Source organism: Microcystis sp. 0824 (genome assembly GCF_003112475.1).
GTDB classification, from domain to species: Bacteria; Cyanobacteriota; Cyanobacteriia; order Cyanobacteriales; family Microcystaceae; genus Microcystis; species Microcystis aeruginosa_C.
Genome location: NZ_BDSM01000050.1, coordinates 178,349 through 192,111 on the forward strand (window position 1 = coordinate 178,349; position 13,763 = coordinate 192,111).

Here is a 13,763-nt window from a genome sequence, read left to right on the forward strand (position 1 = left end):
CACTCCCGTTAGAGTGAGATAAGATTAACTCTTATTTCTCACCCTAACTGCTAGGAAAAACCAGTAATTAAATTAGGCACCTTGCCGTAATTTATCCAAAACCGATCGATCTTCTAGAGTAGAAGTATCACCAGAAATCTCTTGACCTGATGCTAAAGTTCGCAAGAGACGACGCATAATTTTACCCGATCGCGTTTTTGGCAGCACATCGGTAAAACGGATTTCTCCCGGTCGGGCAATAATGCCAATTTCCTTGACAACGTGGTCTTTTAATGCTTTCGCTAACTCCGGACTCGCTTCATAATGCCCCTCGAGAGTCACAAAAGCATAGATTTCTTCCCCTTTAATTTCATCCGGTCGTCCCACTACAGCCGCCTCCGCTACCGCAGGATGAGATACTAAAGCTGATTCGATCTCCATAGTCCCTAAACGGTGGCCAGAAACGCTAATCACGTCATCGACGCGCCCCATTACCCAGAAATAACCGTCTTCGTCCTGACGACTACCATCTCCAGCAAAATAGAGATATTGGCCATCTTTGGGGGCGATATGTTCCCAGTAGGTATTGCGGAAGCGATCGGGATTTTTATAAACTGTTCGCATCATACCAGGCCAGGGATGTTTGACCACCAGATAACCCCCCTCATTTGCGTGGGTGGGATTGCCCTCTAAGTCCACCACTTCGGCCATAATACCGGGGAAAGGGAGGGTTGCTGACCCCGGTTTAGTGGCAATTGCCCCGGGTAAGGGAGTAATCATAATTCCCCCGGTTTCCGTTTGCCACCAAGTATCGACAATCGGACATTTTTCCTTACCGATAACCCGGTGATACCACATCCACGCTTCCGGGTTAATCGGTTCTCCCACAGTTCCCAGTAAGCGCAAAGAGGATAAATCCCGGCTATTGGGGATATCTTCACCCATTTTGATAAAAGCGCGGATAGCAGTGGGGGCAGTATAAAAGATATTAACGCGATATTTCTCAATTACATCCCAAAAACAGCCTAAATTAGAGGGACGGGGAACCCCTTCATACATTACCGTGGTGGCACCATTGGAAAGCGGTCCGTAAACGATATAACTATGGCCGGTAATCCAACCCACATCGGCAGTACACCAGTAAACATCGGTGTCTTTCAGGTCAAAAATCCATTTGCTGGTGATATGGGTGTAGAGATTATAACCGCCGGTGGTGTGGACGACTCCTTTCGGTTTGCCGGTGGAACCACTGGTATAGAGGATAAATAACATATCTTCGCTATCCATCGGTTCGGCCGGACAATTAGCAGATACCTGTTTTTGTAGATCATGCCACCAGTAATCGCGATCGGCAACCATATTGATGGGTTCCTTGCTGCGCTGGACAACGAGAACTTTTTCCACACTGGGGGCGCTATTATCGGCTAGAGCCAGATCCACCTGTTCCTTGAGAGCAACAACTTTATCCTTGCGGAAACCACCATCGGCAGTGATTACCACCTTAGCGGCCGCATCATTAAGACGATCTCGCAAAGCATCGGCACTAAATCCCCCAAAAACTACACTGTGGGGCGCACCAATTCTGGCACAGGCTAACATGGCGATGGCCGCCTCGGGAATCATCGGCATATAAATTCCGACCACATCGCCTTTTTTTACGCCTAATTCTTTTAAAGCGTTGGCAAATTGACAGACTTCTCGGTGTAGCTGTTCGTAGGTAATGGTGCGGCTGTCTCCCGGTTCTCCTTCCCAGATGATGGCGGCTTTATTACGTCTCCAGGTGGTGAGATGTCTGTCAATACAGTTGTAACAAATATTAATCTTGCCGTTGACGAACCATTTAGCAAAGGGGGGCTGCCAGTCAAGAGTCTCTGACCATTTTTCAAACCAATATAGTTCTTTTTCGGCTAATTGGGACCAAAAAGCCTGGGGATCAGCTTTGGCTTTGGCGTAGAGTTGCTGGTATTCTTCAAAGCTTTTAATGGTGGCATTCTGGGCAAATTCGGCACTGGGGGGAAACAGCCGATTTTCCTGTAGGATCGATTCGATCGCTATTTCTGTCATACTGGCAAACGAAATAAATTATCTTGCGATCCAGATTACCTTTTTCGGTTCCCCCCGTAACCCCGGCAAGCAATTCTTTAAGGCTATTTTAGGATTAGCCGAGATGCGACTAGCGATCGCAATTTGGCCCCAAGTGTTACAGAGTTTAAAGTTATGTCACCGATCGAGCGATGAACAGATCGCTGTAAGGTAAACTAACCGATAAACCCGAAATTTAACATGGAGAACACTCGGTAAGGAGTCATAATTCAATGTCTCATAGCGTTAAAATTTACGATACCTGTATCGGTTGCACCCAATGCGTTCGGGCTTGTCCCCTCGACGTGCTGGAAATGGTCCCCTGGGATGGCTGTAAAGCTGCCCAGATTGCCTCCTCTCCCCGCACGGAAGACTGTGTTGGTTGTAAACGTTGCGAAACCGCTTGTCCGACGGATTTCTTAAGCATTCGGGTTTATCTCGGAGCAGAAACCACCCGCAGCATGGGTCTAGCCTACTAGGCCTGGCAATCATTCTGTGTTTAACATTTAGCGAAAACTAATCTTGTTAAGAGGACTAACCAGTCCTCTTTTTTTTGTTATAAGTAGTTGGACAAAAGTAAAATTAACTGTGGGGTAAGGAGTCAGGAGTCAGGAGTCAGGAGTCAGGAGTCAGTGAGAATTGGGGCAATTTACATTTCTTAAGATAGACAAAAGAATTTATGTCCGACTACTTACTCCTGTCGCTAGTTAAAATTTTAGTTAGGTAATTCCCCAAAAAGTTGACGATATTTTTGCAGTTTTGCCTCCATTTCTACTAACTGCTGATTAGCCTGTTCAGCCCGTTGGCGTTCATTTTCAGCCCGTTGGCGTTCATTTTCAGCCCGTTGCTTTTCCTGCTCCAGTAGTTGATTAATTGTGCTGTAGGACGAGAATTGAGTACCATCAGGACGATAAATTTTTAACTCGTCAGTTAAGTCAAAACGAATGCCTAAACGGGGACTCACCCAATTATTAACCTCACTAACACTGTCTAAACTGTCACCAATTCGCTGCCAAGCTTCTAGACTATTATCATCGGGATCATAGACATAGTATTCTTGGACTCCATAGCGATCATAAAATAGCAATTTTTTGGCCATTTCGATGGAGGTGTTACTGGGAGAAAGAATCTCAAAGACGACTTGAGGAGCAAGATTATCTTCTTGCCATTGTTTGTAGGAACCTCGATCGCCTTTCGGTCTGCCAAATACTACCATCGTATCAGGAGCGGCAGCAATTTTCGGCTGGCCTTGCACGGGATACCATAACAGATCCCCCGCTACAAATACCTGGGGATCATCGATATATAACCAGTCGAGATTCTGCTTAATCGTTACTATCCAGTGAAATTGTTTAGTATTATCTGCCATCGGTTTACCGTCGCTCTCAGGATAGATAATCTCGGTTTTGTTAACTTGACTAACCATGGGGAATACCTGCCGAACTCATTGGGCTATTTTTATTATATAATAAACTTGAACTAAGTAAGGAAAAGACCGCTCTTGATTTTAGAACTACAGCAAGTAAATTTAGCTATCCGACGCGGCAGTGCTTATCTGTTAGAAGATATTACTTTTGGCATCAAGCAAGGAGAAAAGTTAGCTATTGTCGGAGCATCTGGGGCAGGAAAAACGACTCTTTTACGATTGTTAAATCGTTTGCAGGAACCCAGCACGGGAAATATTTATTTTCGAGGTAAATCGATTCAGGAAATACCGGTTATTTCCCTGCGACAACAGATAGTTTTATTGCTACAAGAGTCGAAATTATTAGGGATGACTGTTCGAGATGCTCTCGCTTATCCTCTGCAATTAAAAAAACTTACTCCTGCGGAAATTAATCAGAGAATTGACCGTTGGACATCCCTATTAAAAATTCCTGAACAGTGGTTTGAGCGCGGGGAGTTAGAATTATCTTTAGGACAAAGACAATTAGTGGCAATTACCAGAGCTTTGCTGTTAGAACCGAGCATACTGTTATTAGATGAACCTACGTCTGCTCTAGATACAGGCACGGCCAGCAGGTTATTAGAAGTATTAAATAATCAAAGTTCAATGACGATAATTATGGTCAATCATCAACTGGATTTTTTAGAGGAATTTGCCGAGCGAGTCATTTATCTAGAAGCGGGGAAAATTGGTTCAGATTGCCTCGCCCATCAATTAGATTGGTTAGGGCTAAAAACTCAGTTAATTGATTTAGAAAAATCTCGACAAAGTGACAATTGGTAAGATTAACTTAGAATTGCTGCGCCCTCCTGAAAAACTAATAATTCTCCTGCATTAATCGTTGTCCAAACTTCATTATCAGTTAAGGGTGTAGTGGCAATAATTGCCACTTGATCGCCCGGACGAGCTAAAGCTTGAAAATCAACGCTCACATCTTCATCAATTAAATGAGCATGGGCAAAAGGATACTGACGGATTATATAGCTTAATTTTGTCGAACAATGGGCAAAAAAATGTTCACCATCAGATAAAAGATAATTTAAAATGCCTTGACAAGCGATAGAGTTTGTGATATTTTTTAGGACTTGATATAGTTGTTCTAGGGAAGGTTTGCCCTGGGGAAAAGTCTCTCGCAGGGTATTAAGAATTAAACAGAAAGCTCTTTCGGAATCCGTCTCCCCAACCGGTTGATAAAAATCTCCCGCAGCAGGTGAGAAATTTTCTAAATTACCATTATGGGCAAAAACCCAATATTTTCCCCACAATTCCCGCCGAAAAGGATGACAGTTTTCTAGTTTAATTTCTCCCTGGGTAGCTTTGCGAATATGGGCGATAACATTGGTAGAATGGATGGGATAGTTTTTAATTAATTCCGCAATCGGAGAAGCGATCGAGGGTTTAACATCAATAAAAGTTCGACAACCTAAACCCTCAAAAAAAGCGATTCCCCAACCGTCTCGATGTTCGTCGGTTTTCCCTCCCCGCGCACAAAATCCCTCGAAGGAAAAACAGATATCCGTGGGGACATTACAATTCATGCCTAAAAGTTGACACATAGTTGCTTGAGTTTGAATATCAGATGCCAGCAAAATTACTTACTGCCAGCAGCCGTGACAGGAGGCAGGAGAATTTTTTTCAGCTGCCTCTTGCCTATCCTAGCTAAGAAATTAATCTGGCACTACTACTAATTAGCGTTTGCTGAAAAAGTTTCTTGGTGGGTGTGGGGTTTTACCGATTTTCAGAAGGTTTTTAGATTTATAGCGTTTTTCAGTCTGCTGAGGTACAAAAGTTATTGGTTTTAGGCAAAAGGCAAAAGGCAAGAGGCAAAAGGGAAGAAAAATAGGTGTACCTCACTAGCTTAGGAAACGCTATATTCGGCAAATCCTCATTAAATCAACCTCTGAAAGACAAAAAGAGCAAAAAATCAGATTGATAGCGATAAAAAGACAATTTTTTCGCCTAAAAATGTCATTTATTTGCTGTTATTGCATTTTATCTCCCTGCATCCCTGTTTTAAACTCCATGAATCCCAACCGGGCGATCGAGATTAATTTTTTGGCCTGCTTATTGGTTGACACTCCCATCGCGCTTAAGCGAGGGATTCTTGGTTCACTGAGTTTCCTTAATCTGGCAGGACGTATCCAACCAAACCAGAGGGAATCTCTCCCCAAGCGTATTAGTTTCCGTGTGTCCCACGGTACTTAGTCCCTTTTTGAGAATGTTGATAGCGGCGTTAATATCTCTATCTTCTACATAGCCACAATGGGGACAAATATGGGTTCTCGTAGATAGAGATTTAGGGACTTTTTGACCACAATTAGAACAATTTTGACTCGTGTTATGGGGGGCTACTGCTACCGTAGCCTTACCATATTTAAACCCAAAATATTCTAACCATTGCCGAAAAGTTGACCAAGCAACATCATTAATAGATTTAGCTAGTTTAGAGTTTTTTACCATGCTTTGAATATTTAAGTTTTCGTAAGCGATGAAATCGTTAGATTTAATGACGCGCAATGCCTCTTTTTCGACAAAGCCTCTACGTTGCCTACTTATTCTTAAATGTTTTCTTGCATATCTCTTTCTAGCTTTTTGGTAGTTGTTTGATTGGGGTTGACCTTTTCTAAACTTTTTATATTTCTTCCGATTTAGACGATTTAATCTTTTTTCTGCCTTACGATAGTATTGCGGTATCTCTACCGTTTCTCCATCACTGTTAGCATAAAAAACTTTTAAACCTACATCCAATCCCACACATCTTTTAGTTGGTTCTAGGGGTTTAGCATATTCCCGAATATCAACACTTAGACAGAATTGGACATAATAACCATCTGCTCGTTTAACAATCCTAACTCGTTTAATTTGGTCTAGAGGGTAAAAGTTTAAGTCTCTGGTTCCTTTTAGTTTAACCGTCCCAATGTTTTTCTTATCTGTGAAAGTTATTTTCTTTCTATCATCAGATAGTTTCCACCCAGAGTTTTTGTATTCCACAGAACGATTATTTTTCTGAAACTTAGGATAACCTTTTTTACCTTTAACCTTTTTCTTACAATTGTCATAGAAACGGGCAATAGCTGACCAAGCTCGTTCGGCCGATGCTTGTCTGGCCGTAGAATTTAGAGTATCGACAAACTTGAACTGTTTGGCAAGAACCGCACAATATTTATTGAGAGAATATTTATCGATTTTGTCTTCTCTCTTGGCATCCATCCAAAGCCTTAAAGCCTTATTACGGATGAATTGTACTGTACGAATAGCTTCATCAATGGCAGAACACTGACTTGGTTTGACGACTGCTTTCATTTCTAAAACAATCATTGTTTATCGACCTCAAACAACTTATTTTATTCTAACCTGTATAGCACAAATTGTCAAGATTTTAGTTGACATTGAGCTTTTACATTGAGCCTGTCGAAATGTGTCGAAATGTGGACACTGAGCTTTTACATTGAGCCTGTCGAAATGTGTCGAAATGTCGTGCTTCGCTGTTTTATACTGGTCGGGGTTTCATCCCGTCGCTAAAAGCGAGGGTCTTCACCCCGACATCTGTGATAAAATAGGAAGCTGGGCCATCTAATCAAATCTGTATCCTTAAGGCTATGACAACTATTTCTCGATCGATCCCCCAATCACCCACTAAATCCTCGTCTATCGGCGGCTGGCGCGGTTTGATCGAAGAATATCGCCAATTTCTGCCCGTAAGCAGTAAAACCCCTGTAATTACCCTCCTAGAAGGCAATACACCCCTGATCGCCGCCCCCTATCTCTCAGCACAAATCGGGCGCGATGTCAAGGTTTTTGTCAAATATGATGGTTTAAATCCCACCGGCAGCTTTAAAGACCGAGGCATGACCATGGCCATCTCGAAAGCTAAAGAAGAAGGGGCAAAAGCGGTGATTTGTGCCAGTACCGGCAACACCTCGGCGGCGGCGGCAGCCTATGCAAGAAGGGCCGGGATGCGGGCCTTTGTGATTATCCCCGACGGTTATGTGGCCTTAGGAAAATTAGCCCAGGCTTTATTGTACGGGGCCGAAGTCATCGCTATTAATGGCAACTTCGATGATGCCCTCAAGATTGTCCGCCAACTATCAGAAAATTATCCCGTAACTTTAGTCAATTCCGTCAATCCCTACCGTTTAGAGGGTCAAAAAACCGCCGCTTTCGAGATTGTCGATGTCTTGGGTAATGCCCCCGACTGGTTATGTATTCCCGTGGGTAACGCGGGCAATATTAGCGCCTATTGGATGGGATTCTGTCAGTATCACCAGATAGGTAAATGTGACCGACTGCCGAAGATGATGGGTTTTCAGGCCGCCGGGGCCGCCCCTTTTATCTCTAAACAACCGGTTGACCATCCCGAAACCCTAGCCACGGCTATCCGTATCGGCAACCCCGCTAACTGGGAAAAAGCTTGGGCCGCTAGTCACGCTAGTCAAGGGCAATTTCACGCGGTCAGCGATGAGGAAATATTGGCAGCCTATCGGATTTTAGGGGGCCAAGAGGGGGTTTTCTGTGAACCAGCCAGCGCCGCTTCCGTGGCAGGATTGTTAAAAGTGCATCAACAGGTTCCCGATGGGTCCACCGTAGTGTGTGTTTTAACGGGAAATGGACTAAAAGACCCAGATTCGGCGGTAAAATACAGCAATAACCAACTAAAATCTGGGATTGCTCCCGAATTAACCCAAGTGGCTCAAATTATGGGCTTCTAAGCTAACGTTAATTCGGGTTAAGTAGTGCTTCTATAAAACTCCCTTAGAACTGGGAATTATACCGGCGCGACGGGGATCGATCGCTATGGCCATACTCATCGCCCGGGCAAAAGCCTTAAAAGTAGCCTCAATAATATGATGGGAATTAATCCCGTCTAATTGGCGAATATGTAGGGTCATTTGACTGTGATTGACCAAAGCAACAAAAAATTCCCGCACTAGCTGAGTATCGTAGGTTCCCACTCTTTGGGTGGGAATTTCTAGACCATAACTGAGGTGGGGGCGACCGGAAAAATCGAGGGCAACTTGCACCAAAGCTTCATCGAGAGGGGCGACAAAATGTCCGAAACGGACGATGCCTTTTTTGTCTCCCAAAGCTTGCAGTAAAGCTTGTCCGAGGGTGATTCCCACGTCTTCATTGGTGTGATGGTCATCAATTTCTAGATCTCCGGTGGCGCGCACATCGAGATCGATCGCAGCGTGGGAGGCGATTTGCTGCAACATATGATCGAGAAAGGGAATTCCTGTCTGGGCGCGACAATTGCCGCTACCATCAAGATCGATCGTCACCTGGACATCGGTTTCTTTGGTAGTACGACTAACCGAGATGCGACGGCAAGGTGAGACAAAAGAATCGGGTATCTGGGAAGTGGAAATCATTTAAGTAGGGTTTGCGGCAAAAAGTTTGTTGGTGGGGTTAGGAGTCAGGAGTCAGGAGTCAGGAGTCAGTAGCCTGGAGTTTTTTTCAGTAATCAGTGAACTTAAAACTCACATCTGATAACTGATAACTGATAACTGATAACTGATAACTGATAACTGATAACTGAAAAGGCCTAACTTTCTGGTTCAGTTTTAGCTTCCGCCGGCGGACCGGGGGGCAAAGCTTCCTCGCTCAGGGGTTGAGGATTTTGGCTAGTGGGGGGACTAGGGGGGGAAACCTCCGGCTGATTGAGAGCGGGGGTTTGGGGAGGAGCTTCTGGGGCTTTTTCCTCGATTATCGCATCTTTGGGCGGTTCTGGCTGGGTTGGGGCTGGATTTGGCCCTGTGGTTGCAGGCGGCTTGACGTTATCCGGTTGGGGACTAACGGCGGGTTGCGGGGTTTGATTGGGACGAAGCGGGGTTTCAATTGCCGGCGTTGCGGGGGCGGAGTTACGGGTGTTGAGGTTACTACCCTCCGGTTTTGGGGGATTAGCGATCGCACCTCGGCACACTTCTGGGTTAGGGGCAAAACTGACTCGCACCTGATAGATTCTCGACTCACCACTGGGATTATTAAAACGAGTTGAGCGCACTTCCCCAGCCCCCTGTTGATTGAAAATCGGGAAGCCGGCACTTTTAATTAACTGGGGTTCACTGCTGAGGCGGCCTTGACCATCCACCGTCACCCCATAAACCGCCGTCCCCGCTAATTGACGGGAACAAGCCGTGGCGGGATAGTTACCAGTCAAATTGACGGTAGTTATGCCTCCGCTACCCTGATTGGGCTGATTTAGTTCATTTAAGGCGTTAGGATTGGTTTTTTGGACTCTGGCCAGCCAATCCACCTGATTTCTCATGGCCTCCTCGTTACTGGTATTGCTTTTATCCGCCTCCAGGGAGCGCAAACGTTCCCGCATTTCCCACATTAATTGTTGACGACGCTGTTCATCAATGGGCGATTGACCATTCGGCTCCGGCCTGCGGGCCAAGGAATTGTTTAATTGTTCCTGCGCCTGTTGCGATGCACTACGAGGGGAATTTCGCAATCTATCTAAAGTTAGATTATCTTGGTAGGGATCGAAGTAAGGCGGTACCAGCTGGTTATTAGTCTCCCTAGTCAGATTATTATTGTCCGGCAGGGTGGGAACAGCAGGAGGACTGGGTAAACTGGGGGTAGAAGTGGGAAAATTGCGAGGAATCGGTAATCTACCCAGGGAGGGGATAGATGCCACGGGAGGAGAATAGACATTGACGGAGGGTAAAGAGGAGAGGGGAGGTAAAGCAGGTAAGGAAGGTAAGGGGGGAAGGGAAGAAACCGAGGGTAAAGGAGGTAAGGTGCTGTTATGGATACCATCCATGGGGGGGAGAGGAGGCAAAGAGGAAGAGGACGAATTGGGGTTAGGCAGTTCCGGTAAGCTGGACAGGGAGGGGTCGAGATTGGGAAGACGTGACTGCTCTAGAGAGTTCAATTCAATCAGATTGACGTTGCGTAATTCCTTTTTTGGCTCCTGCGCTGGATTATTGAGGAAATTAGGTAAGATAATCGCTAAAATTAGGCCATGAATACCAAGAGAAGCGGCGAACGAGAGATTATTAGAGTTAATTAGTTTATTTTCTTCGGTTTCTAGACCAAAATAGGAGGATGTCATAATCTAGTTAATTGAGCAGAGCCTGGAGGGGGAAAGTTAACTCTATTCTAATCGTCAGGGCGATTTTTTTTTCTTGAGGGCGGGGAATTCATCGGCACTCTTGCACTCTTGCACTCTTGCAAAAGTATGGTGAATTTGTCTCCTGTCGACCGTCTCCTTCCCTACTTAGACTGTGAGCGAGCCACAGCTTTTAATTTGGGATACAATTCCGAAGGGTCTAACAAAGGGGTAAACTCATCGATTACCGGTTTAAAATTAGCCTGGAAATTCTCCCTAGTGCCATGACCGTTAGGCGATTTAGGCAATGATTCTAATTCAGGGAATTTGGGCGTTTCCGGGGTTAACTGCGAGAATAATTCCTCCACATCACTCATACCTTTGCGAGGATCATCAAAAAGAGAAGTTTCTAAGTTTAGTAAAGAATCTTCACTTGTGGCTTCCCCTCGTGGCTCTGGATAAGGCCGCTCAAGGGTGGTAGAAAGTATATTTATCTTTTCCTGTTTAGGGATAAATACCGTTTTTTTGCCATTTAACTGGGAATCTGGCAGATTTTTACAAACCAAGCGCTCGAATTCCCCCGTAAAATGGAAGGTAGGATGGCCGCGACGGTGCCAAATTTTGAGGATTTCCTCCACCGAAATGACTTTGTAACGTCCCTGATAGAGTGCCTCTAAAATCGCCATGCGAATCCAATTTAGTGAATAGATGGGCAACCAGCGCTCGATTAATTCTTGCGCTTTATATCCTCTCATTTCAAATCGATATTGGTTGAGTATAGTCGCTATCTGCATGAGGTTGATCTCTGGGTTAATCTCTGCCATAGAATTTACAAAGACAGTGAGCGCAATCGTGATGGCTACTAGGCACTCTATATATTAAGATTCTATTCAGATTTTTCCTAGTGGTTTTTCCCTATTCTCCCCACACTTACCCTTTCGGGTATCTTCGCTCAAGACAAGTTGACTCCCTAAAATCGGGTTCCCTTTTGGTGGCAATTTATCCCCCGCTAACTCCTGTACGGTTTAACGGGACTCCTCTGGCCACCTTAAGATAGTTTTTGTCTTTTCCTTGATTCGGTTGACCCAGTTTACACCTCTTTCTTACCACAACCTGAGTAATTTGTCAATCAAAAAGCAGAATTTCCTCAATCAACCCAGAGGAGATAGAACTATAGCACTACCCTGACAGCCTACCCGATCGAGGTTTTCTGAGTCTCCAGAAATTTTTTGTTAAAACTTGCAACATAACTTAACAATATGTTACACTTCTTAACATAAGCATACAAAAGGAGCCTCCCCATGACTGCCCGCGGCTACACCACCGAAGAACAAGGAAGACTGAATAATTTTGCTGTTGAACCGAAAATGTACGTTGATAGTTCCAGCGGTCTCGGTTTTACCAAAAAAGCTGAAAAATTGAATGGCAGACTAGCCATGATTGGCTTTGTCTCTCTTTTAGCCATTGAAGTTTTAACTGGTAAAGGAATCATTGCTTGGATTACCAGTCTCTAAGAATTAACAATCCCGTCGCGCTGTTCGGGGAGTTCAGTCCCCGTCCTAGCGGGTTGGTTTAGACCGTGTAAATGCCCTCAAAAACAGCTTTAGCAGGACCTGTCATGTAAACCCGGTTATCGGTGTCCGACCAGTGAATCTGAAGACAACCACCGGGGAGTTCCACGGTACAACGGCGATCGCATTTGCCCGTCAACAAGGCCGCCACCACCACAGCACAAGCACCTGTCCCACAAGCGAGCGTAATTCCCGCTCCTCTTTCCCAGACACGCATCTTCATATAATCCGGTGCGATTACCTCCACGAACTCCACATTAGTCCGTTGGGGAAAAACTGGATGATGCTCGAATTTTGGCCCGATAGTTTCTAGGGGAATAGAGGCCAGATCATCCACAAAAGTGACACAGTGGGGATTACCCATACTAACGCAAGTAACTAACCAATCTTTACCCTCCACCTCTAGGGGAACCGCGAGGACTTTTTCTGACCCCTTGACTAAAGTGGTGGGGATTTCGCTGCCGAGGAGTTGCGGCGGTCCCATATCGACCGTTACCTGTTCATTGGCTTCTAAACGAGGAATAATCGTTCCTGCTAGAGTATGAATGCGATAGGTGCGGCCAATGGCGTTGTTAGCCTCTAAACGGGCGATAAATTGGGCTAGACAGCGAATACCGTTACCACACATCTCCGGTTCTGAACCATCAGAGTTAAAAATTCTCATGGTGTAGTCGGTTGCTGCCTGGCCGGGAAGTGCAAAAATCACGCCATCGGCGCCGATACCAAAATGTCGATCGCACATAGCCACGGCCATTTCCGCTGTGATCAGGGGTTCGGGACTGTGACGGTTATCTATCAAAATAAAATCATTGCCCAGGCCTTGATATTTGGTGAAGGGGATTTTCATGGTCAATAAAAGCTGCTCAACAGGAATAATAGAGGATGAACACCTCATCGATAAACTCATTATGTCTCAATTTGATCCTGGTCTGCCGAGTATTAAACAAGTACAGAGCTATATTCAAGAGAAACGGGAAGTAGAAATTAAGTTAAGCACCGATGATCTCCTCGTTGGTCGCATCCTTTGGCAAGATGCTAACTGTCTATACCTAGTTGATCACTACGATAAACCCACTTTAATTTGGCAACAGTCTCTAGTTTATTTAAGACCTAAAGCCTAGGAGGAAATCAGACCCATCAAAAATTCATTATCCACATCTAGACTTTTATCCCAATATTCCTGTCTTAATTTTTGCACTCTTTCTGTTGCTTTTGCGGATGGGTGCAGAGTTTTTTTGCAGTTTATTCTCATTAGCTATCGATAATATTCTACTTCATCTTTATTTTAAGCTTTTATACTAGAAAATAGCGATAAATAGACGATTATTATAGCTAGTCAAGCTTACTTTCTCCTTCTTTTAGCAGAGGTATCGAGTTTTCTGTCGTCAAAATGTCAGGAATATCACTTAAACTGGCAGTTTGATAAACCTGTTCATTTCTAGCAAATAAATTGCTCATATCTTGAGAATAATTAGAAGCGATCGATAATAAAGCTCCAGCAAAAATATAGAGAGGTAAAGGTAAAATAAAACCCTTGGCCCACTGATAAAATTCCACCAACAAAAATAACACAATACAACCCACAACCCAAACTTTCATCGCACTTTTTCCCCCTATTTTTACGAGAAAA

The 13,763-nt window shown here is 44.6% G+C and carries 14 protein-coding genes; 5 read left to right on the top strand and 9 right to left on the bottom strand.

The window, feature by feature from the left end:
• Positions 1–72: 72 nt before the first annotated feature.
• The gene (gene acs / locus N0824_RS17080) at positions 73–2,043 is read right to left on the bottom strand and encodes an acetate--CoA ligase (protein WP_108937617.1); all 1,971 of its coding nucleotides are present in this window, start codon (positions 2,041–2,043) and stop codon (positions 73–75) included.
• A gap of 251 nt (positions 2,044–2,294) precedes the next feature.
• On the opposite strand from acs, the gene psaC reads away from it, so the two are divergent.
• Positions 2,295–2,540 carry a photosystem I iron-sulfur center protein PsaC gene (gene psaC, locus N0824_RS17085; RefSeq protein WP_002764973.1) on the top strand — a complete coding sequence of 82 codons (246 nt, stop codon included), beginning with the start codon at positions 2,295–2,297 and terminating at the stop codon, positions 2,538–2,540.
• A gap of 236 nt (positions 2,541–2,776) precedes the next feature.
• Here psaC and N0824_RS17090 read toward each other — a convergent pair whose 3' ends face one another.
• Positions 2,777–3,487, bottom strand: a complete 711-nt coding sequence (locus N0824_RS17090) for a Uma2 family endonuclease (protein ID WP_108937618.1) — start codon at positions 3,485–3,487, stop codon at positions 2,777–2,779.
• A 75-nt stretch (positions 3,488–3,562) separates the two neighbouring features.
• On the opposite strand from N0824_RS17090, the gene N0824_RS17095 reads away from it, so the two are divergent.
• Positions 3,563–4,291: an ATP-binding cassette domain-containing protein gene (locus tag N0824_RS17095; protein ID WP_108937619.1), complete on the top strand. Its 729-nt coding sequence runs from the start codon at positions 3,563–3,565 to the stop codon at positions 4,289–4,291.
• A gap of 2 nt (positions 4,292–4,293) precedes the next feature.
• Here N0824_RS17095 and N0824_RS17100 read toward each other — a convergent pair whose 3' ends face one another.
• Positions 4,294–5,064 carry a class II glutamine amidotransferase gene (locus N0824_RS17100; protein ID WP_108937620.1) on the bottom strand — a complete coding sequence of 257 codons (771 nt, stop codon included), beginning with the start codon at positions 5,062–5,064 and terminating at the stop codon, positions 4,294–4,296.
• 553 nt (positions 5,065–5,617) lie between these two features.
• Positions 5,618–6,826, bottom strand: coding sequence for an RNA-guided endonuclease TnpB family protein (locus N0824_RS17110; protein ID WP_108937622.1), 1,209 nt, complete (start codon positions 6,824–6,826; stop codon positions 5,618–5,620).
• Positions 6,827–7,107: 281 nt separating this feature from the next.
• Between N0824_RS17110 and thrC the strand changes: the two genes are divergently transcribed.
• Positions 7,108–8,217, top strand: coding sequence for a threonine synthase (thrC, locus tag N0824_RS17115; protein WP_108937623.1), 1,110 nt, complete (start codon positions 7,108–7,110; stop codon positions 8,215–8,217).
• Between the two features lie 30 nt (positions 8,218–8,247).
• Here thrC and hisB read toward each other — a convergent pair whose 3' ends face one another.
• The 3 genes from hisB to N0824_RS17130 form a co-directional block, all read right to left on the bottom strand.
• Complete coding sequence (gene hisB, locus N0824_RS17120) at positions 8,248–8,877, bottom strand: imidazoleglycerol-phosphate dehydratase HisB (protein ID WP_108937624.1); 630 nt, start codon at positions 8,875–8,877, stop codon at positions 8,248–8,250.
• Between the two features lie 173 nt (positions 8,878–9,050).
• Positions 9,051–10,565, bottom strand: a complete 1,515-nt coding sequence (locus N0824_RS17125) for an energy transducer TonB (RefSeq protein ID WP_108937625.1) — start codon at positions 10,563–10,565, stop codon at positions 9,051–9,053.
• Positions 10,566–10,726: 161 nt separating this feature from the next.
• Complete coding sequence (locus tag N0824_RS17130; protein WP_108937626.1) at positions 10,727–11,386, bottom strand: hypothetical protein; 660 nt, start codon at positions 11,384–11,386, stop codon at positions 10,727–10,729.
• Positions 11,387–11,863: 477 nt separating this feature from the next.
• Here N0824_RS17130 and N0824_RS17135 point away from each other — a divergent pair, with 477 nt between their 5' ends.
• Positions 11,864–12,076, top strand: coding sequence for a chlorophyll a/b-binding protein (locus tag N0824_RS17135; RefSeq protein WP_002801686.1), 213 nt, complete (start codon positions 11,864–11,866; stop codon positions 12,074–12,076).
• Positions 12,077–12,134: 58 nt separating this feature from the next.
• On the opposite strand, the gene dapF is transcribed toward N0824_RS17135, so the two are convergent.
• Positions 12,135–12,980, bottom strand: coding sequence for a diaminopimelate epimerase (gene dapF / locus N0824_RS17140; protein ID WP_108937627.1), 846 nt, complete (start codon positions 12,978–12,980; stop codon positions 12,135–12,137).
• 61 nt (positions 12,981–13,041) lie between these two features.
• Here dapF and N0824_RS17145 point away from each other — a divergent pair, with 61 nt between their 5' ends.
• Positions 13,042–13,254 (top strand): hypothetical protein, encoded by a 213-nt coding sequence (locus tag N0824_RS17145; protein ID WP_002733331.1) that lies wholly within the window; start codon positions 13,042–13,044, stop codon positions 13,252–13,254.
• A gap of 211 nt (positions 13,255–13,465) precedes the next feature.
• On the opposite strand, the gene N0824_RS17150 is transcribed toward N0824_RS17145, so the two are convergent.
• The gene (locus N0824_RS17150; protein ID WP_108937628.1) at positions 13,466–13,732 is read right to left on the bottom strand and encodes a hypothetical protein; all 267 of its coding nucleotides are present in this window, start codon (positions 13,730–13,732) and stop codon (positions 13,466–13,468) included.
• Positions 13,733–13,763: the final 31 nt, after the last annotated feature.